Below are 19,698 nucleotides of genomic sequence, written 5' to 3' on the forward strand. Positions count from 1 at the left end.
GGTATGGCAACAAATACACAGGATTATACTGGAATACAAAAGGCGGCGATTCTTTTGATTGCCTTAGGACCGGAGCGGTCTGCTGATATTTTTAAACATTTAAAAGAAGATGAAATTGAAGAGCTGACACTTGAAATCGCAAATACCAGAAGCGTTTCACCGCAGGTTAAGGAAGATGTCTTAAATGAATTTTATCAGATCTGCCTTGCACAGCAGTATATTGCTGAAGGCGGTATTGGATATGCAAAAGAACTGCTGGACAAAGCTCTTGGTGAGGAAAAGGCACAGGAAGTTATTACGAAACTTACAGCATCATTGCAGGTACGTCCGTTTGAATTTGTGCGGAAAACAGATCCAAGCCAGTTACTGAACTTTATCCAGGATGAACATCCACAGACAATTGCCATGATCTTATCATATCTGACATCCGCGCAGGCGGCACTTGTGATCGGGGCACTTCCACCGGAAAAACAGGCGGATGTTGCAAAACGTATTGCAATGATGGATCGTACATCACCGGATGTGATTAAAGAGGTAGAGCGTGTTTTGGAAAAGAAACTTTCTTCACTTGTCAATCAGGACTACACGATTGTTGGTGGTGTGGATGCAATCGTAAATATTTTAAATACGGTAGACCGTACGACAGAGAAACATATCATGGAGTCTTTAGAGATCGAAGAACCGGAACTGGCAGACGAGATCCGCAAGAAGATGTTTGTATTCGAGGATATCTTGCTGCTTGATGACCGTGCAATCCAGCGTGTACTCCGCGATGTCGATAATGCAGATCTTGGTGTTGCACTTAAGGCTGCAAATGAGGAAGTACAGAATGTTATCTTTAAGAATCTTTCAAAACGTCTGGCAGCAATGATCAAAGAGGATATGGAGTTTATGGGTCCTGTCCGTATGAAGGATGTTGAGGAGGCTCAGCAGAAAGTTGTCAGTGTTATTCGTAAATTAGAGGATTCTGGAGAAATCGTAATCTCCAGAGGCGGAGGTGACGAGATCGTTGTCTAATCTTTACAAACCATGGTTCGTACATACAGAGAGTCAGAATGCGAGGGTGATCAATTCAAATGATCATATGCAGGAATTTCTGAAACAAAACATCATAAAAGAGGCACAGCCGAAAGAAGCACGGCCGGTAGGACCGGATGGTTTTGCAGAGGGAATCATTACTGAAAAAACAGATAATGTGATCCCTGTAGAAGAACCGGAACAGGATATGTCTGCTGCAAATGAAAAAGCGGAACAGATACTTTCGCAGGCGAGGGCACAGGCGGATGTGCTGATTGACGATGCAAGACAAGAAGCAGAAACGATACGCGAGAAAGCAAAGAAACAGGGATATCTGGAAGGACAGAGTACATTAGAACAGGAGTATGACCAGAAAAAACAGCAATTAGAACAGGAACAGCAGCGGAAAAAGGCACAATTGCAGAATTCCTACCAGGAAAAACACAAAAATATGGAAAGAGAACTGGTGGATGTAATATTGGATGTGTTTAATAAAGTTTTTCATGTCCAGTTTGATGGCAAAAAGGAGATCCTGCTTCATCTGATCGATAATGCTATTGCCAATATAGAGGATGAAAAGCGTTTCCGGATCAAAGTGGCAGGCGACAATGTCTCATTTCTGGAGGAACATAAAGAAAATATATTAGATTATGTGGGTCATGATATAGAATTGGAGATCGTTCCTGATTATACGCTGGATGAAAATGCATGTGTTATAGAAACCGATTCGGGAATCTTTGACTGCAGTCTGGATGTGCAGCTTGATAATCTGATGAAAGATATCAGATCCTTGTGTTCTTAAAAGTGAGGCGGCAGAATGTATACATTTGATAAATATCTTCAGCTTGCTGACAAGACATATTTTAACCGTCTGGGCAAGGTGACAAAGATTGTTGGTCTTACGATTGAATCTGTAGGACCAAATGCAAAACTGAATGATCTGTGCCGCATCATTATCGATCGGGAACAAAATCTTTCGACGATGGCTGAAGTGGTTGGTTTCCGTGACAAACATTTACTTTTGATGCCTTTTGAAAGCGTGGAAGGAATTGGTGTTGGCTGTATCGTAGAGAATACAGGACATCCTTTGACTGTAAAGGTTGGAGAAGAACTGTTAGGTCACACTTTAGATGGAATCGGGAGACCAACGGATGTGGATGAGTTGCTGGTTCCATATGATTACCCGGTTGAGGCACAGCCGCCGGACCCGATGGCAAGAAAGATCATTGATGAGGTTCTGCCTTTGGGCGTTAAGGCAGTCGATGGTCTGATCACAGTCGGCAAAGGACAGAGAATCGGTATCTTTGCGGGATCTGGTGTTGGAAAAAGTACTTTGCTTGGAATGTTTGCAAGAAATACAAAAGCAGATATCAATGTGATCGCGCTGATTGGTGAGCGTGGAAGGGAAGTAAGGGAATTTGTGGAACGTGATCTTGGTGAAGAGGGTATGAAGCGTTCCGTAGTCATTGTTGCAACATCTGACAAACCTGCACTGATCAGAAATAAAGCTGCAAAAACAGCAACGGCAATTGCTGAATATTTCAGAGATCAGGGAAAAGATGTGCTATTGATGATGGATTCACTGACACGATTTTCAATGGCGCAGAGAGAGATAGGACTGGCATCCGGAGAACCACCGGTAACGAGAGGATATCCGCCGAGCGTATATTCAGAAATGCCTAAACTCCTAGAACGTGCGGGAACCTCAGACAAAGGATCTATTACCGGACTTTATACCGTACTTGTAGATGGTGATGATATGAATGAACCAATTACAGATACGGCGAGAAGTATTCTGGATGGACATATCATGTTATCCAGAAAATTAGGACATAAAAATCATTATCCTGCAATTGATGTTTTACAGAGTATTTCCCGTGTTATGAGCTCAATTGCTACAAGTGAACATAAAGAACTTGCCGGAAAATTAAGAAATGTTATGGCTACTTATAATGAGGCAGAGGATCTGATCAATATTGGAGCCTATAAAAATGGAACCAATCGTGAAATAGATTATGCTATTCAGAAAATACAGGCAGTAAATGAATTTCTGATACAGAAGACCGATGAAAAATTTGAATTCAGTGAGGAAATTGATCTTCTTAGAAAACTGTTTGAAAACTAAGAAAGGTTTTTGACATGGCAAAGTTCAGATACAGAATGCAGAACATTCTTGATATCAAAGAGAAAATGGAAAATCAGGCAAAGACAGCCTATGGTATGGCAAATGCAAAACTGGCAACAGAACAGCAGAAACTTCAGGACATTCTGATCCGGAGAGCCGGGTATGAATCAAAAGCAAGGGAATTAGTAAGTGGAAACCTCAATGTTTTGGAAATTCGTGAATGTAGGCAGGCTATTGATGTTATGAAAAGCAAACAGCGCAGCCAGATGATGAATGTACATGCTGCGGAACGCAATGTTGAATTGGCAAGAAAACAGCTAAATGAAGCAATGGTTGAACGCAAAACACATGAAAAACTAAAAGAAAAAGCTTTTGAGGAATTTAAACAGGAACTTTTACATGAAGAGTCTAAAGAAATAGACGAACTTGTCAGTTATACCTATCACGATAATGGACAGCGCAGTTAGGCAGTTTGAGCGGACAGGAGGAAAACATGGCAGAAGAAAAAGAAGAAGTTGTAGATAAGAAAGCTGCAAAAAAAGAAGAAAAACAAAGAAAAAAAGAAGAGGCAAAAGCAAAAAAAACACAGCGGGCAGAAGATAGTGATGAGCTTGAGGAAGAAAGCGGCGGAAGCAAAGTGGCTGTATTCTTTGTCTCACTTCTGATCATAATTGTATGGCTTGCGATTATAGCACTTTTGATCAAATGGGATGTTGGTGGATTTGGCTCAGGCATGCTTGCACCGATCTTAAAGGATGTTCCTTATGTGAACAAGATTTTGCCGGATGATGCGGTGGAAGAAGTTTCAACAGAGGACAGTGCCTATGCATATGACACTATGGCAGATGCAGTGGAGCGCATCAAAGAGCTGGAAAAAGAACTGGCAGATGCCCAGAATACATCATCTGCAAATGCAGATTATATCAGCCAGCTGGAAGCACAGTCGGCAGAGTTACAGCAATATAAGGAAAACGAGGCAGAATTTGAAAAAGAAAAGCAGAGTTTTTATGAAGATGTTGTTTTTTCAGATGTAGCCCCGGATGTTGAGGAATATAAGAAATATTATGAAAGTATCGATCCTGCTAATGCAGAAGTATTGTATAAGCAGGTGGTAGCACAGACGGCAGAGGATGAGCAGCTTGATGATTATATCAAGACATATTCATCCATGAAGCCGAAAGAGGCGGCAGCAATTTTTGATACCATGACAGATAATCTGAAGCTGGTTGCACAGATTTTAAATGGAATGGATGCAGATTCAAGAGCTGCTATTCTTGGCAAAATGAGTTCTGATACCGCTGCAAAGGTAACAGAGATCATGAAGCCTTCAGAATAGATTATTAAGCGGCAGTACATGCAGCGAAAGAGAGAGGAGGAAGAAAAATGGGAAGCACGAGTGTTTCAGAAGTGACCGGTATCATGTCTGTTGGACAGGGAAGCCAGACACTCACAGGTACAAAAGAAGGAGATCTGAAAGTCCAGTTTGCAGAAGTGATGAGCCAGATGACAACACAGGTTGGATACGGATACAGTTATGGCGGACAGAACGGCAAACAGAACATGTCTGTTGTGACAGGGAAAAGCAGTGTCACAGATAACTATGAGCGTTATCAGAATAATGCTGCCAGTATAAAAAATAATCCGTCAGACAAAACAGATATCCAGACTGGGAATACAGATGAAAAGCTGGCTGCATTTGAAGAGGATGTTAGACAGGTTTTGAAAGAGAAACTTGGTGTGACAGATGAAGAGATCACGGATGCAATGCAGAAGCTGGGACTTACTGTGGCTGATCTTATACAGCCGAACCAGCTTACACAACTTACAGCTGAACTTACAGGATCTGAAAATATCGGCGAATTGTTATGCAATGATTCGTTTATGGAAATTGTAAATGAAATCGGTGGATTATCACAGGATCTGTTAGATGATCTTGGAATGACATCACAGATGTTTACTGAGACGGTTGCGGCAGCATCACAGGTTGTAACGACTCCGGAATCGGCAGGTATTGAACAGTTACCGGAAATGCAGGTAACAGAAAATGTTAAAGCAGACAAAACCGCAGCAAACGATACATCAGATCAGATGAATTCTGTTTTGAAGGAAGAAAACACAGTTCAGACAGCATCAGATGCAGATGAAGTGGAAATACAAAAACAGGAAGACAATATTCTCCTGCAAAAAGAAGTGGCAGAAGAAACAGATAATACAGACGATATGCAGGAAAAAACGACATTGTCAGAGGATAACAGCCTGATGCAGGAAGAAACAGATACAAAGGCAGATGACGGGCAGACAGGAAACAGAAATGAATCCGGGAACACGTCAAATCAGACAGCATTTGTGAGTCAGGAGCATACTGTTGATCCGGCAGCGGCAAAAACACCGGAGACTGTACCGGAATTTTCAAGACAGCTTGATACGTTAGATCTGATCCGGCAGGTGACAGAGTTTACAAAAGTTACTGTCCGTGAAGCACAGACGACGATGGAGATGCAGTTGAACCCGGAACACCTTGGCAAGATTTATATCGAAGTAACAACCAAAGAAGGTAACGTATCTGCTCATATTATGACACAGAACGAACTGGTAAAAGAAGCGTTAGAAGCGCAGATGGCAGAACTCAAACAGAGTATGAACCAGGCAGGTGTGAAGGTGGATGCCGTAGAAGTTACGGTTGGAAGCCATGAGTTTGAAAAAAACTTAGAGCAGAATGCAAAACAGGAAGAGAGACAGGCAGAGGAGCAGGAAAAAGCTTCGCCAAAGACTAGAAGAATCAACTTAGATGAGTTAGATGAACTCTCCGGAGTCATGAGTGAGGAAGAAGCCCTTGTGGCGCAGATTATGGCAGATCACGGTAATTCCGTAGATTATACTGCTTAAAACAAAAGAAAGGAGAAAAAAATGGCATTAATTCAGCCCGTTGTAGACGGAAAAATACCAAAGGATACCAGTACTACAAGCAAATCGGATACCAGCAATGACCTTGGCTATGACCAGTTCTTACAGCTGTTATGTGCAGAGATGCAGTATCAGGATCCGTTAGAGCCTACCAGCAATACGGAGTATGTTGCACAGCTTGCTACATTTTCACAGATGGAAGCAACACTTGGTATGCAGAGTACAATCGAGAGCAGCAATGCAAATGCACTTGTTGGAAAATATGTTATTATCAAGACAACATCTTCGACTGGAGAAACAACAGCAACAGAGGGATTTGTTGATTATGTACAGAAAGAAAACGGTGAGCAGAAGATCTGTGTAAATGGGGTGTTATATTCACTTTCTGATGTATATCAGGTTGCAGATACCGAATACATGGAGGCAGAGACACTTGCTAAGACGTTTGCAGCAGCGGTTGCTAAATTGCCATCCGCAGCACAGCTTACATTAAGTGACAAGGATGATGTCAAGAATTTAAAGACATATTACGATAATCTGAATTCTTATCAGCAGTCAAAGATCGATACAGATACTTTGAAAAAATATCAGGAACTGCTTGCACAGATGGAAAAACTTGCAGGAAAAGACTGGTATAAAAGTACTTCATCATCGACAGGTACAACAACAGATACGACAACAGGAACAGATACAAAAACGGATACAGACACAACGACAGGTACAGATAAAACCTGATATCTGACAGAAGGGAAATGCGATTATGAATAAGATCAGTAACCAGTTTGCTTCCATTGAGCAGGTAACTGACCAGTATCTGACTCGGAAAAGCACGGATGCGGTAACTTCGAGCGGTGTCTCCTTTGAAGATATTTTAAAGCAGAAGCAGGATGCAAAAGCAGGTGGGACACTTAAATTTTCCAAGCATGCCACGATGCGCCTGATGGATCGTAATATCAATTTGTCTAAAGAGCAGAATGAACGACTTGAGACAGGCGTTTTTAAGGCTGGTGAAAAGGGAATCAGAGAATCGTTAGTAATTGTTGATTCACTCGCTTTTATCGTAAATGTTCCGAACAGGACAGTCGTTACAGCAATGGACCGGACAGAGTCCGATGATAATATTTATACCAATATTGATGGTGCTGTGATCACGTAGCCGGACCGAAATGGAGGCTAGATTCCCGGAATGACAGAAGGGAAGGCAGCACAAAAGAACTTAGGAGGTCAATTTCAACTATGATGAGATCAATGTACTCTGCTGTGTCAGGTCTTAAGACACATCAGACAAAAATGGACGTTATTGGTAACAATATCGCCAACGTAAACACAGTAGCTTTTAAATCATCCTCAGTCGTATTTCAGGATGTTTTATATCAGATGACAAGCAATGCATCCGGTGCGAACGCAGCAACAGGTACCGGTGGTGTGAATGCAAAACAGATCGGTCTTGGTGTTACGACCGGTGCAACAAACTTAAGCATCACAACTTCCGGTGCGGCTGAAACAACCGGACGTGCATTCGATATCCGTTTATCAGACCAGTCTACGACAAACTTTTTTGTAGTTAACAACGGTTCTGAGAACCTGTTTACCAGAGCCGGTTCTTTCTATGTAGATGGTGCCGGTAACTTATGTATGACATCCACCGGTTATACAGTTATGGGATGGCAGGTAGATCCGACAACAGGAAATATCAAGAAGGATACCGTATCTGCACTTCGTGTCATGCAGACATCCAACCTGACATCTGCTCCGGAGGCAACCACACAGGCAAATGTTTCCGGTATTATTGATAAAAATGATAAGGATGTATTGTCAGACAACGGACTTGTCAAAACACTGACATTTTTTGATAATCTCGGTTATTCCTATACAGCGCGTTTTGCAATGAAATCTACCGGAACAGATGGAAAATATACGGTGGAACTGGAAAAAATCTTGAACAGCGATGGAACAACATTCTATGATCCAGCGACCAGTCAGGTTAAATTGGAGGATGTGTTTGGATCAAAGACAGCTGGTGCTACACTTGGTACTTATAATCAGGTGCAGAGTGGTTATTACTATGATGCCGCCAAAAAGAAGTTTTATGTAGGCAGTGATAATAATGGCACAGAGTTAGAATGGGACGATACTACATCTACATTTAAAGAAAAAAATGCTACAACCAATACACATAGCTTAAAACAAGTATACGGAATTTCGAATGGAATGGTTGAGAAGATAAAAAATGGTGCGAAAGCAACTGTAGATGACATGACTGGAAAGTTGACGATTTCCGGAGATGTAACTGATTACGCGATCGACTTCAGCACAAAAGATGGTACGTTTACAGGTGTTGGAGCAAGAAAATCCAACAATAAGACAAATTCTGTTACACTTAATATGAGTAAGCTGGGAAATAATCCAACCCAGTTTGATGATATTACCATTGATTTTTCGGGACTGAAAGATGCAAACAACGGTGGTAAATCCACAGCGGTTATGTCTACAGGATCTATAGATGATGGTGTGACAGGAAAAGGAAAGAAATTAGGTGCCATGATCGGTATTTCCATCGATAACAATGGTCTTATCAAAGGTACCTATGATAATGGTAATACAGAGATACTTGGACAGATCGCTGTTGCACAGTTTGCAAATGCATCCGGTCTTGAAAAGGTTGGAGAGAACTGTTACCGTACAACCTTAAACTCAGGTGAATTTGATGGAATTGGTGTTGAGATTTCTGCGGACGGAAGTTCCATGACATCCGGAGAACTTGAAATGTCTAACGTAGACTTGTCCACGGAGTTCACACAGATGATCATCACACAGCGTGGTTTCCAGGCAAACTCCCGTATCATCACAACATCAGATACCCTCTTAGAGGAACTGGTTAATCTGAAACGTTAATGTAAAGTAAGAAAAAGATAATATTTGCGTAAAACCTGTCTTAAAATGTTGAAACAGGTTTTACACAATCAGTTACATATGTTATACTGAACATTGTGACCGGTTTTTGAAAAAATCGGTCACAATAAAAACTGTTGATTAATAATGGAGGAATGATTACTTTATGATCGAAGTGACACGATTGAATGGAACAACAGTATTAATCAATTCGGATCTGATTGAAACGGTGGAGGAGACCCCGGATACAGTTATTTCTCTTACAACAGGTAAAAAGTTTATTGTAAAAGAAAGTAGACAAGAGGTCAAAAATTTAGTAAAATCATACAAAAGGGATATTTTTACAAATGGCCTTTTAAGAGAAGAATAAGTCCCACGGATGGGATTTTATAATCTGAAAAATCAAGGATGGTAGGTGGAAAAAGTGGATATAGCATCAATAGTAGGTATGTTATTAGGCGTTGTAATGTTTGTGTTTGGTGTACTTTCCAACGGAGGTGTTGCAAGTTTACACTCCATGTGGGATATGGCATCATTCATTATTACAATAGGAGGTTCCATAGCAGGTACGCTTGCATCTTTTAAATTGGCGGATTTTATCAATGGTATAAAATCAATAAAGTTGATTTTTAAGGATGAGGTTCAGGATCCGGCAGTTGTCATCAATCAGATCATTTCACTGTCGAATACAGCGAGAAAAGAAGGACTTCTGGCATTGGAAGAAGCCGCAAATGGAATTGAAGATGATTTCCTGAAAAAGGGCATTATGCTTGTTGTAGATGGTACGGATCCGGAACTGGTAAGAGGAATCATGGAGACAGACTTAGCCTGTGTCGAGAGCAGACATAAAGCTAAAATTGCTGTCTGGGAAAAATGGGCTGAATTAGGTCCTGCCTGGGGTATGATCGGTACCCTGATCGGATTGATCCTCATGTTGCAGAACATGGAAGATGCATCCACAATCGGACCGGCGATGGCAACAGCGCTTGTTACAACATTGTATGGTTCATTACTTGCAAACTGGTTATGTAACCCGATTGCAGGTAAGTTAAAACTGAATAATGATAATGAAATGATGATGAAGGAAATTTCCGTGGAAGGTATTCTGTCGATCCAGGCAGGAGAGAATCCGCGTGTTATAGAAGAAAAACTGAAATCATTCCTTGCACCTTCGGCGCGTAATACAGCGCAGGAAAGCGAGGCTGGAGGTGAAGAATAGTGAAAAGAAAGCCTGATGAACCAAAAGGATCACCAGCATGGATGAATACATTTGCAGATCTGATGAACCTGTTGTTGTGCTTCTTTGTATTGTTATTTTCTATGTCAACAGTAGATGCAGAAAAGTTTGAAAAAATGGTGGCTTCCTTTCAGAATACATTTAGTATTCTTCCCAATGGAGGATCTTCTATTGGAGATGGAACTCTGATATCATCTGGTGTGAGCCAGCTTGAAATGTTAGATTCCTATTATAAAGACAAAGCGAACTCTGAATCGGATCAGGAGACAGACGAAGAGAATGATGTAGTGGAAGAATATAAAGAACAGGCACTGGAAGAATCAGAAAAGATGTCTGAACAATTAGAGGATGCCATTGCAAGGTATGGAATTCAGGATCAGGTAGAAGTTGATTTTAATGCACAGTATGTCATGCTCAATATGAATGGAGCTCTTTTGTTTGACTCCGGGCATGCTGAAATCCGATCAGAGGCGTATCCGCTGATTGATAAGCTGGGTAAGCTGATCGAACCTTATCAGGATAATATCATAGAAGTAGAGGGACACACGGATAACGTGCCGATTCATTCTGCAAAATATGAAGATAATGATGTGCTTTCATTTTACAGGGCACGGGCGGTTACAGATTACTTGAGAGATATTACAACAGTGGAGCCCGCACATTTGAAGGCATCTGGAAGAGGTGAGTATGTACCTGTTGCAGATAATACAACGCAGGAGGGAAGAGCAAGAAACCGCCGCGTTATTATAAAAATATATAATTCTTATAGTTCAGATTTTAATTGAACAGGAAGGTAGCATTATGAAAAAGAATTTGATAACCGTAATTATTCTGGCACTGGTTTTAGCAAATCTTATTTTAACTGCAATTCTTGTGTTCACGATTATTCCGCAGACAAAAAAATCGAATCAGCTGATCGATCAGGTATGCTCTGCTATTAATCTGGAACTTCAGAGTGGAGAAAATACGCCGGCCACACCGGAAGTGCCAATCGAAGACATTGAAACTTATAAGATTACCGATGGATTTACCGTGAATTTAAAACAGAGCGATGATGGCAAACAACACTATGCTGTATTTTCAGTCAGTCTGTCTTTGAATACCAAGAGTGACGGATATAAGACTTATGGGGGATCGGAAGGGCTTGCTGCAAAAGAAACAATTATCCAGAGTGAGATCAACACGATCGTAAATGGATATACATTAGATGAGTTTGATGCAAATGGCTATCAGAATGTAAAAGACGATATATTAAAATCAATGCAGGATATGTTTGGAGGTTCAGACTTCATCGTTGGTGTAAACTTCTCAAGCGTTCAGACGGAATAGACCCAAATATTGTGTTAGGTGGTGAGAAAGAATGGGTGAAGTCTTATCTCAAAATGAGATAGATAGTTTGCTCAAAGCGTTAAGCAGTGGTGAACTTGATGTAGATGAAATGAAAGATGAAGATAAAAAACAGGTCAAAAATTATGATTTTGCCCGTCCTGCAAAGTTTTCAAAGGAACATCTGCGAACGCTGGAGATTATCTTTGAACATTACGGAAGACTCTTGTCAACCAATCTTCCTGTTTATTTACGGAAAAATGTTCAGGTTGAGGTGATGAACTCAGAAGCAGTTACATATTCAGAATTTTCAAATGCGTTATCGAATCCTGTATTACTTGGAATTGTAAATGCATCTCCATTGAATGGAAGCATTGTCATTGAGATGGCACAAAATCTTGGATATGCTGTAGTAGACAGAATGTTAGGTGGAAAGGGAGTGCCTCTGGATAAACCGAGGGATTTCTCGGAGATAGAATTGCTGATCATTGAGCGGATATTTAATGTGGCAGTAGATCTTTTAGTGGAGCCGTGGGAGAATGTATGTGAGTTAGAACCCCGGTTAGAGCGTATTGAGACGAATTCGCAGTTCGCACAGATTATATCGCCGACGGAGATGATAGCTCTGGTAACGCTCAATGTTAAGATTGGCGATGTGGAGGGATTACTGAATGTATGCCTTCCATATCTGACTTTAGAGAGTATTATGGACAAACTGAATACCAAATACTGGTATTCGAGTCTGCAGGAAAAAGATGAACAACAGTATACAGAAACGATCGAGGCACTTATTTCAAAAGCACCAATGCCGATCAAAGCTGTACTTGGTAACAGTTCCATTTCAGTAAATGATTTTTTGGGACTGCAGGTAGGAGATATTATCCGGCTGGATACGAAGGTTGATCAGGAACTGAGTGTCTTTGTTGGAAGTATAAAAAAATTTACTGCTCTGCCGGGAGAAACCGGTGATGACTATGCAGTAAGAATTACATCAGTGATTAGGGAGGAGCAGTAAGATGGATGGAACGATGTCACAGGAAGAAATCAATGCTTTACTGAACAATCCTTCAGGTACAGATGAAAATCCGGAAAATACATTGACAGAACAGGAAAAAGATGCGATCGGTGAGATCTCGAATATCAGTATGGGAACAGCGGCAACTACACTGTTTTCACTGGTAAACCGTAAGGTTGAGATTTCCACCCCAGTGGTTGCGTTTGCAAACTGGAGTGATATATGTGACGCATATGAAAAGCCATGTGTATTTATACGAATTGCGTATACCGTGGGATTAGATGGAAGCAATATCCTTGTGTTAAAGGAACATGATGTAAAAGTTATCACGGACCTGATGATGGGCGGTGATGGAACAAATACGGATGGAGAACTTGGAGAACTTCACCTGAGTGCAATCAGCGAGGCAATGAACCAGATGATGGGCTCGGCAGCAACATCATTGTCTTCCATGCTGAACAAGGTAATTGATATCAGCCCGCCAAGTGCAGATCTGATAGATTTGCAACAGACAATTGATGAGAGTCAGATTGATGAGTTCCTTGCAGGTGAATTTGTAAAAATTTCATTCCGGTTAGAGATTGGTGATCTTGTTGATAGTGAGATCATGCAGTTATATCCTGTTTCTTTTGCAAAAGAAATGTGTGCAAATGTAACAAGCAATATGGAAGAAGACAGTAATTCCACTGCAGGAATGAGTGAAAAAGAGAACACCCAGAGTACACCGGCAGCTCAGCCGACACCTGCACCGCAGCCACAACCTCAGATGGCAGCACAGCAGCCAATGATGGGACAGCCGATGATGGGGCAGCCAATGATGGGTCAGCCGATGATGGGACAACCAATGATGGGTCAGGAGATGTCGCAGATGTATGGACAACAGCAGGTAAATGTACAGCCGGCACAATTCCAGGCATTTACTGGAGCAGTACCGGGGAATTTTCAACCGGAAAATATTGATTTGATTATGGATGTACCACTTGAAGTTACGGTAGAACTTGGAAGAACTTCCAAATCAATTAAAGAAATACTTGATTTTACACCGGGAACCATTATAGAATTAAACAGGATTGCCGGAGAACCGATTGATGTTCTGGTAAATGGTAAATTCGTAGCCAAAGGCGAGGTAGTAGTAATAGAAGAAAGCTATGGTATACGAATTACTGAAATTATAAAATAAAAAACAAAAAAGAAGAGTTAAAGATAGGAGAGAAAATTATGGCTAAGGTTATGATTTGTGATGATGCTGCATTTATGAGAATGATGATTAAGGACATTCTTACAAAGAATGGTTATGAGATTGCAGCGGAGGCTGAAAATGGTGCTATTGCAGTGGAAAAATATCCTGAAGCAAAACCGGATCTGGTATTAATGGATATTACTATGCCGGATATGGATGGTATCCAGGCACTTAAAAAAATCAAAGAGATCGATCCGAATGCAAATATTATCATGTGTTCTGCAATGGGACAGCAGGCAATGGTTATTGAAGCGATTCAGTCAGGAGCAAAGGATTTTATTGTGAAGCCATTCCAGGCTGAGCGTGTACTTGAGGCAGTAAAAAAAGTAGTGGGTTAGTATGATTTTATTAAGCGCCTCTTTTCGAAGTCTGATGCAGCTGATTGGAGTACTGATCATATTTGTGTTTGTTTTGATTATTACCTACTTCACGACAAAGTGGGTAGGTGGTTTTCAAAAAATACAAATGTCCAAAGGAAATCTTATGGTTCTCGAAACAATCCGGATTGCAAATGGTAAATTTTTACAGCTTGTTAAGGCAGGAGAACAGTATTTTGTAATCGCTGTGGGTAAGGATGAAGTAACAAAAATTGCGGAACTTACAGAAGATCAGTTATCAGTCCAGACATCGGATGATATGAAAAATTCACAGGAAAATTTTCAGGAGATATTTAGTAGACTGAAAGATCATTTTCCGAAAAAGCAGGATTGATAGAATTATGACAAAATTAAAAAAGACATATTGTATACTGTCATTAATATTTGCAATAGCAGTGTTTGTGGCAGTGTTGTTTGCCTCACAAAACAGAACGACTGTTTATGCAGCTTCCATGGATCCGGACAGCATTGATTCGCTGGATAATACAGCAGCGAATACCAGCACAGGTTCAGGTAGTGAGTCAGACAGCAAAGGTGGTCTGTCCATCTCGATAAATAATGATGAGGCGGGGGTTGCTTCAGAAGTACGTGCATTATTGTTACTGACAATTATTGCAGTGTCACCATCGCTTTTGATTATGCTTACATCGTATACCAGAATTGTAATTGTACTTCATTTTTTAAGAACGGCAATTGGAACACAGACGGCACCGCCAAACCAGATTTTGATTGGACTGGCATTGTTTTTGACATTTTTTATCATGTGGCCGACGTTTCAGCAGATCAATGAGAATGCAATCCAGCCACTGGATAATGGAGATATTACCATAGAAAAGGCATTAAAAGAAGCGGAAGTGCCAATTCGCCAGTTTATGTATGGACAGGTACAGCGAAAGGATGTCAAGCTTTTCGTGGATATGGCTGGTGACAGTTATGATATTGACAGTGCTGCACTGGAAAAGGAATATGAGGAATCCGGGCAGAGTGCATATGATGCGATTCCGATGACAATTATGATTCCATCGTTTATAATCGGGGAACTGAGACAGGCATTTATCATGGGATTTGTAATTTATATCCCGTTTATTGTAATTGATATGGTAGTTGCATCCGTGCTTATGTCGATGGGTATGATGATGCTTCCACCGACAACAATCTCTTTGCCGTTTAAAATATTACTGTTTATACTGGCGGATGGATGGAATCTTGTAATAGGAAGCGTAGTAAAGACGTTTTATTGATGATAACAGAATGTTCGAAGAATGTGCATTCTGTTATAGATACAGATTAAAATGTATATAGATAGCAAAGAGGTGAGAACAAAATGACAGAAGGACAGGTACTTGATATAGCAAAAGAAGCGATTTATACGATTATAATCTGTTCCGCTCCGATGTTGATCATTTCACTGGTTGTTGGTTTGATTGTCAGTATTTTCCAGACGGTTACATCTATTCAGGAGCAGACATTGACGTTTGTTCCTAAGATCATTGCAGTATTTGTTGGCATTATGATTTTTGGATCATGGATTCTGACAAATCTGACTGAATTTGTGACGACGTTATGGTCGAATTTTAGTATATATCTTGGTTAGGACGCTCTATGTTAGAATATACGTTTTCATTGGCTAATTTTGAAATACTGATATTAATATTGGTTCGCATATCGTGTTTTGTGTACATCGCTCCTTTTTTTGGGACAAGGAATGCACCTTCACAGGCAAAGATAGCTTTTTCGTTCTTTGTTGCGCTTTTGGTCTATGGTTTTGTTGATAAGACAGCAATCGAGTATACAGGTATGATTGGATATGCGATAATAGTGTTAAAAGAAGGAATTACAGGGTTGCTGATAGGATTTGCTGCAAACATTTGTAATTCCATTATTTTATTTGCGGGAAATATTATTGATATGGATATCGGATTATCCATGGTGACTGAATTTGACCCGACAATGAATACGCAGGTAACGATCACTGGAAACCTGTACAATTATTTTATACTTCTTCTTTTGATCGCAACAAATATGCATCATGTGATTTTACAGGCGGTGGTGGATTCTTTTACGGTAATACCGATCAATGGTCAGATCTTTAACTGGGATTCCCTTGCAGGTTCCATGACACAGTATATGACGGACATGTTTGTAATCGGATTCCGGATTTTTCTCCCGATATTTGCCTGTATGATGATTTTAAATTGTATCTTAGGTATTCTTGCAAAGGTTGCACCACAGATGAACATGTTTGCGGTTGGTATGCAGATGAAAATACTGGTTGGTTTTGGAGTTTTATTTCTTACAATTTCACTTTTGCCTGGAATCGCCAGTTTTATATTTACCGAAATGAAAAAGATGATGGTTTTATTTATAGAGGGAATGTACTAAGGTGGAATGGAAAGACAGATTACTATTTGCATATGACCTTCAGTGGTTCGCAAAAGATGGACCCGGAGGGGAAAAAACAGAGCCGGCAACAGAAAAGAAGTTAAGAGAAGCACGAGAGGATGGTAAGGTTGCAAAGAGTAAGGAACTTACCGCAGCATTTGATCTGATAGTATTGTTCCTCGTGTTGAAGGTTTTTATTTCGTTAATTGGCAATGGCTTTTTGGAAGTTTTTTATTATGTATATAAGCTGATGCCTGATTTTGTAAGTGTTAATGCGATGGAATCATCTACAAAGGAGATTACTTCGTTTTTACATAATGTGTATATAGAAATGTTCAAGATGGCTGCCCCGTTTTTTGTGTTTGGTGTTGCGGTGACAGCCCTTGTAAGTATCCTTCAGGTAGGGTGGAAAGTCACGGCTAAGCCGTTAAAACCTAAGGGGGATAAATTTAATCCGATCAATGGATTTAAACGTATTTTTTCAAAAGATTCATTATTTGAGCTGCTTAAATCTATTTTAAAAATAGGTTTGATCATATATGTTGCTTATACATCCATAAAGGGTGAGGCAAATGATATTTTTATTTTATATGACATACCGCTGAATCAGGCAGTTGTATTATGCGGGAATGTTATCATTAATGCAGGTTTTAAAATCAGCCTTGTTTATCTGGTGGTCGGAATTGCAGATTTTGTTTATCAGAAACATCGTTTCAATGAAGATATGAAGATGACCAAGCAGGAATTAAAGGATGAGTATAAAAATACTGAGGGAAATCCTGAGATCAAAGGAAGACAGAGACAACGTATGAGAGAAGCTTCTCAAAGGCGTATGATGCAGGATGTACCAAAGGCAGATGTGGTTATTACGAACCCGACACACCTGGCAGTTGCAATCAAATATGATGCCGAGGTGTCAAGAGCTCCGATCGTTATTGCAAAAGGAGAAGATTATCTTGCACAGAAAATTCGTGAAAAAGCAAAGGAAAACCACATTGAAATTGTTGAAAATAAACCGTTGGCAAGAATGTTATATGCGAATGTAGATATAGGGGCAGAAATACCGCCGGAATTGTATCAGGCAGTAGCGGAAATTCTTGCTATGGTATATAATATGAGAAACAGGGAGGATAGGTCATGAAGAAAGCTGACATAGGTGTTGCACTGTATCTACTGGCTGCAGTCATCTTTTTTATAGTGCCAATCAGTTCCAATTTACTCGACGTTATGCTGGCACTGAACATTTCAATCGCATTGATTGTTCTTTTTAATACATTGTTTGTAAAAGAAGTACTGGATATGTCTTTTTTTCCGACTTTACTTTTGTTTACGACAATCTTTCGAATTTCTCTGAACGTGTCTTCAACACGACTGATCTTAACAACCGGTAATCCGGGTAATGTCGTACAGACATTTGGACAGTTCGTCGGTGGTGGAGATCTGATCGTTGGTGCCATCGTATTCATTATTCTGGTTATTATCCAGTTTGTTGTTATCAATAAAGGTTCCGAGCGTGTCGCTGAGGTAACGGCGAGATTTACACTTGATGCGATGCCTGGTAAGCAGATGGCGATTGATGCGGATTTAAATACCGGAGCGATCACGGAAAAACAGGCAAGGGAGCGGAGAAATAAGATTCAGGAAGAATCTGCGTTCTTTGGTTCCATGGATGGTGCTACCAAGTATGTAAAGGGAGATGCGGCAGCTGGTCTTATTATCACGTTTGTAAACCTTGCGGGTGGAACCATTATGGGTATACTGCGGGGCGGAATGACGTTTCAGGAGGCAATCGAACATTACGGTGTGCTAACGATTGGTGATGGACTTTCTTCCCAGATACCGTCCCTTCTGATTTCACTTGCAACCGGCATTCTTGTTACAAAAGCGTCGAAAGAAGCGGATTTTTCCAATATCCTTGTCAGTCAGTTATTTGGTATTCCCAAAGTACTTTATATTGTAGGTACTACGCTGGCGGTTTTAGGAATTGCAACACCGTTAAATACCTTATTGTTTCTTGCGTTTGGTGCAACTTTTATTATTGCAGGACGACAGGTCGACAAAAATATCGGTATTGAGAGTATAGAAGAAGAGGTCAATGCGGAGGAAACGGAAGCAGAAGAGGTACGAAAACCAGAGAATGTGGTGTCGCTGCTTCAGGTTGATCCGATAGAACTTGAATTTGGATATGGTATCATTCCGTTAGCAGATGTAAATCAGGGAGGAGATCTCCTGGATCGTGTTGTTATGATACGACGGCAGATTGCTCTTGAACTTGGTACTATCGTACCGATTATTCGTTTGAGAGATAATATTCAGCTAAATCCGAACCAGTATATCATTAAGATCAAAGGTGTGCAGGTAACAGAGGGAGAAATCCTTTTTGATCACTATATGGCAATGAATCCAGGATATGTGGAGGAAGAGATCACAGGTATTCCTACGTTTGAACCTTCATTTCATCTCCCTGCTATCTGGATCACGGAAAGTCAGCGTGAACGTGCAGAGAGCCTTGGTTACACAGTTGTTGATCCGCCATCGATCATTGCAACACATCTGACGGAGGTGATCCGGTCACATATTGCAGAGCTGCTTACCAGACAGGATGTGCAGAATCTTGTCAATAATCTGAAAGAGAGCAATCCGGTATTAGTGGACGAGCTGATTCCTAAAATGCTTGGACTTGGCGAGGTTCAGAAGGTATTACAGAATCTGCTGGATGAGGGAATTTCAATCCGGGATCTTCTGACAATTTTTGAAACGCTTGCCGATCATGCAGCAACAACAAGAGATACGGATGTATTGACGGAGTATGTACGTCAGAGTTTAAAGAGAGCGATTTCCAGCAAGTATTTCCCTGCAAATGAAACAACCAGTGTCATTACACTTGATCCGAAGGTTGAGCAGGAAATTATGGCTTCCGTAAAACAGACGGAGCAGGGTGCATATCTCACACTTGATCCGGAGACAACAAAAGCAATTATGAATTCTGTACAGAATGAAGTGACAAAACTTGAAAACATGGGTAAAACTCCAATTGTGATCACATCTCCGATTGTACGAATGTACTTTAAAAAATTAACGGAAGATTATTTTAAGGACTTGATCGTGGTTTCATATAATGAAATTGAGTCTAATGTAGAATTACAGTCAGTAGGGATAATCAGCAGGGACGGTGACAAGTGA

22 protein-coding genes are annotated in these 19,698 nt (G+C 40.5%); all 22 read left to right on the top strand.

Features of this window, described 5'->3' with window-relative positions:
- Positions 1 to 3: 3 nt before the first annotated feature.
- The 22 genes from fliG (at position 4) to flhA (ending at position 19,698) form a co-directional block, all read left to right on the top strand.
- Complete coding sequence (gene fliG / locus DXA60_RS12775) at positions 4 to 1,017, top strand: flagellar motor switch protein FliG (protein WP_117921770.1); 1,014 nt, start codon at positions 4 to 6, stop codon at positions 1,015 to 1,017.
- Positions 1,010 to 1,819 carry a FliH/SctL family protein gene (locus tag DXA60_RS12780; protein WP_241070988.1) on the top strand — a complete coding sequence of 270 codons (810 nt, stop codon included), beginning with the start codon at positions 1,010 to 1,012 and terminating at the stop codon, positions 1,817 to 1,819. Before fliG ends, DXA60_RS12780 begins: the two co-directional genes overlap by 8 nt.
- Positions 1,820 to 1,834: 15 nt before the next feature.
- Complete coding sequence (gene fliI, locus DXA60_RS12785) at positions 1,835 to 3,142, top strand: flagellar protein export ATPase FliI (RefSeq protein WP_117921772.1); 1,308 nt, start codon at positions 1,835 to 1,837, stop codon at positions 3,140 to 3,142.
- Between the two features lie 14 nt (positions 3,143 to 3,156).
- A complete protein-coding gene (gene fliJ, locus DXA60_RS12790; RefSeq protein ID WP_117921774.1) occupies positions 3,157 to 3,609 on the top strand; it encodes a flagellar export protein FliJ in 453 nt (150 codons plus the stop codon).
- A gap of 26 nt (positions 3,610 to 3,635) precedes the next feature.
- Positions 3,636 to 4,478: a MotE family protein gene (locus tag DXA60_RS12795; protein ID WP_117921776.1), complete on the top strand. Its 843-nt coding sequence runs from the start codon at positions 3,636 to 3,638 to the stop codon at positions 4,476 to 4,478.
- A gap of 47 nt (positions 4,479 to 4,525) precedes the next feature.
- On the top strand, positions 4,526 to 6,028 hold the full coding sequence (locus DXA60_RS12800) for a flagellar hook-length control protein FliK (protein WP_117921778.1): 1,503 nt from the start codon (positions 4,526 to 4,528) through the stop codon (positions 6,026 to 6,028).
- 21 nt (positions 6,029 to 6,049) lie between these two features.
- Positions 6,050 to 6,781 (top strand): flagellar hook assembly protein FlgD, encoded by a 732-nt coding sequence (locus DXA60_RS12805; protein WP_022112318.1) that lies wholly within the window; start codon positions 6,050 to 6,052, stop codon positions 6,779 to 6,781.
- A 25-nt stretch (positions 6,782 to 6,806) separates the two neighbouring features.
- Positions 6,807 to 7,202 carry a TIGR02530 family flagellar biosynthesis protein gene (locus DXA60_RS12810; RefSeq protein WP_015520434.1) on the top strand — a complete coding sequence of 132 codons (396 nt, stop codon included), beginning with the start codon at positions 6,807 to 6,809 and terminating at the stop codon, positions 7,200 to 7,202.
- An 80-nt stretch (positions 7,203 to 7,282) separates the two neighbouring features.
- Positions 7,283 to 8,941 carry a flagellar hook protein FlgE gene (locus DXA60_RS12815; protein ID WP_117921780.1) on the top strand — a complete coding sequence of 553 codons (1,659 nt, stop codon included), beginning with the start codon at positions 7,283 to 7,285 and terminating at the stop codon, positions 8,939 to 8,941.
- A gap of 163 nt (positions 8,942 to 9,104) precedes the next feature.
- Entirely contained in the window at positions 9,105 to 9,308 is a 204-nt protein-coding gene (locus tag DXA60_RS12820) for a flagellar FlbD family protein (RefSeq protein WP_006857488.1), read from the top strand.
- 54 nt (positions 9,309 to 9,362) lie between these two features.
- Positions 9,363 to 10,157: a motility protein A gene (locus tag DXA60_RS12825; protein WP_278336450.1), complete on the top strand. Its 795-nt coding sequence runs from the start codon at positions 9,363 to 9,365 to the stop codon at positions 10,155 to 10,157.
- Entirely contained in the window at positions 10,157 to 10,960 is an 804-nt protein-coding gene (locus DXA60_RS12830; RefSeq protein WP_117921784.1) for an OmpA/MotB family protein, read from the top strand. The genes DXA60_RS12825 and DXA60_RS12830 overlap by 1 nt, the downstream gene beginning before the upstream one ends.
- Before the next feature lie 16 nt (positions 10,961 to 10,976).
- Positions 10,977 to 11,504 carry a flagellar basal body-associated FliL family protein gene (locus DXA60_RS12835; RefSeq protein ID WP_117921786.1) on the top strand — a complete coding sequence of 176 codons (528 nt, stop codon included), beginning with the start codon at positions 10,977 to 10,979 and terminating at the stop codon, positions 11,502 to 11,504.
- A 31-nt stretch (positions 11,505 to 11,535) separates the two neighbouring features.
- Positions 11,536 to 12,516, top strand: coding sequence for a flagellar motor switch protein FliM (fliM, locus tag DXA60_RS12840; protein WP_015520438.1), 981 nt, complete (start codon positions 11,536 to 11,538; stop codon positions 12,514 to 12,516).
- 1 nt (position 12,517) lies between these two features.
- Positions 12,518 to 13,696, top strand: coding sequence for a flagellar motor switch phosphatase FliY (gene fliY, locus DXA60_RS12845; RefSeq protein WP_117921788.1), 1,179 nt, complete (start codon positions 12,518 to 12,520; stop codon positions 13,694 to 13,696).
- Between the two features lie 38 nt (positions 13,697 to 13,734).
- Positions 13,735 to 14,094: a response regulator gene (locus DXA60_RS12850; protein ID WP_117921790.1), complete on the top strand. Its 360-nt coding sequence runs from the start codon at positions 13,735 to 13,737 to the stop codon at positions 14,092 to 14,094.
- A gap of 1 nt (position 14,095) precedes the next feature.
- Complete coding sequence (locus DXA60_RS12855; protein WP_022112313.1) at positions 14,096 to 14,467, top strand: flagellar biosynthetic protein FliO; 372 nt, start codon at positions 14,096 to 14,098, stop codon at positions 14,465 to 14,467.
- 7 nt (positions 14,468 to 14,474) lie between these two features.
- Positions 14,475 to 15,374 carry a flagellar type III secretion system pore protein FliP gene (fliP, locus tag DXA60_RS12860; protein WP_117921792.1) on the top strand — a complete coding sequence of 300 codons (900 nt, stop codon included), beginning with the start codon at positions 14,475 to 14,477 and terminating at the stop codon, positions 15,372 to 15,374.
- A gap of 83 nt (positions 15,375 to 15,457) precedes the next feature.
- Positions 15,458 to 15,727: a flagellar biosynthesis protein FliQ gene (gene fliQ, locus DXA60_RS12865; protein ID WP_117921794.1), complete on the top strand. Its 270-nt coding sequence runs from the start codon at positions 15,458 to 15,460 to the stop codon at positions 15,725 to 15,727.
- An 8-nt stretch (positions 15,728 to 15,735) separates the two neighbouring features.
- Positions 15,736 to 16,515 carry a flagellar biosynthetic protein FliR gene (gene fliR, locus DXA60_RS12870; RefSeq protein WP_117921795.1) on the top strand — a complete coding sequence of 260 codons (780 nt, stop codon included), beginning with the start codon at positions 15,736 to 15,738 and terminating at the stop codon, positions 16,513 to 16,515.
- A gap of 1 nt (position 16,516) precedes the next feature.
- Complete coding sequence (gene flhB, locus DXA60_RS12875; protein WP_117921797.1) at positions 16,517 to 17,656, top strand: flagellar biosynthesis protein FlhB; 1,140 nt, start codon at positions 16,517 to 16,519, stop codon at positions 17,654 to 17,656.
- Positions 17,653 to 19,698 carry a flagellar biosynthesis protein FlhA gene (gene flhA, locus DXA60_RS12880; RefSeq protein WP_015560458.1) on the top strand — a complete coding sequence of 682 codons (2,046 nt, stop codon included), beginning with the start codon at positions 17,653 to 17,655 and terminating at the stop codon, positions 19,696 to 19,698. Before flhB ends, flhA begins: the two co-directional genes overlap by 4 nt.

This window comes from Roseburia sp. OF03-24 (assembly GCF_003463035.1).
GTDB lineage: Bacteria > Bacillota > Clostridia > Lachnospirales > Lachnospiraceae > Roseburia > Roseburia rectibacter.

What these genes read in the sequence shown, in the direction of transcription:
- fliQ (WP_117921794.1), top strand. Translation starts at nt 15,458, where the DNA reads ATGACAGAAGGACAGGTACTTGATATAGCAAAAGAAGCGATTTATACG.
- DXA60_RS12800 (WP_117921778.1), top strand. Translation starts at nt 4,526, where the DNA reads ATGGGAAGCACGAGTGTTTCAGAAGTGACCGGTATCATGTCTGTTGGA.
- fliI (WP_117921772.1), top strand. Translation starts at nt 1,835, where the DNA reads ATGTATACATTTGATAAATATCTTCAGCTTGCTGACAAGACATATTTT.
- fliM (WP_015520438.1), top strand. Translation starts at nt 11,536, where the DNA reads ATGGGTGAAGTCTTATCTCAAAATGAGATAGATAGTTTGCTCAAAGCG.
- DXA60_RS12855 (WP_022112313.1), top strand. Translation starts at nt 14,096, where the DNA reads ATGATTTTATTAAGCGCCTCTTTTCGAAGTCTGATGCAGCTGATTGGA.
- fliG (WP_117921770.1), top strand. Translation starts at nt 4, where the DNA reads ATGGCAACAAATACACAGGATTATACTGGAATACAAAAGGCGGCGATT.
- DXA60_RS12835 (WP_117921786.1), top strand. Translation starts at nt 10,977, where the DNA reads ATGAAAAAGAATTTGATAACCGTAATTATTCTGGCACTGGTTTTAGCA.
- DXA60_RS12805 (WP_022112318.1), top strand. Translation starts at nt 6,050, where the DNA reads ATGGCATTAATTCAGCCCGTTGTAGACGGAAAAATACCAAAGGATACC.
- flhA (WP_015560458.1), top strand. Translation starts at nt 17,653, where the DNA reads ATGAAGAAAGCTGACATAGGTGTTGCACTGTATCTACTGGCTGCAGTC.
- DXA60_RS12795 (WP_117921776.1), top strand. Translation starts at nt 3,636, where the DNA reads ATGGCAGAAGAAAAAGAAGAAGTTGTAGATAAGAAAGCTGCAAAAAAA.
- fliR (WP_117921795.1), top strand. Translation starts at nt 15,736, where the DNA reads ATGTTAGAATATACGTTTTCATTGGCTAATTTTGAAATACTGATATTA.
- fliP (WP_117921792.1), top strand. Translation starts at nt 14,475, where the DNA reads ATGACAAAATTAAAAAAGACATATTGTATACTGTCATTAATATTTGCA.
- fliJ (WP_117921774.1), top strand. Translation starts at nt 3,157, where the DNA reads ATGGCAAAGTTCAGATACAGAATGCAGAACATTCTTGATATCAAAGAG.
- DXA60_RS12820 (WP_006857488.1), top strand. Translation starts at nt 9,105, where the DNA reads ATGATCGAAGTGACACGATTGAATGGAACAACAGTATTAATCAATTCG.
- DXA60_RS12850 (WP_117921790.1), top strand. Translation starts at nt 13,735, where the DNA reads ATGGCTAAGGTTATGATTTGTGATGATGCTGCATTTATGAGAATGATG.
- fliY (WP_117921788.1), top strand. Translation starts at nt 12,518, where the DNA reads ATGGATGGAACGATGTCACAGGAAGAAATCAATGCTTTACTGAACAAT.
- DXA60_RS12810 (WP_015520434.1), top strand. Translation starts at nt 6,807, where the DNA reads ATGAATAAGATCAGTAACCAGTTTGCTTCCATTGAGCAGGTAACTGAC.
- DXA60_RS12815 (WP_117921780.1), top strand. Translation starts at nt 7,283, where the DNA reads ATGATGAGATCAATGTACTCTGCTGTGTCAGGTCTTAAGACACATCAG.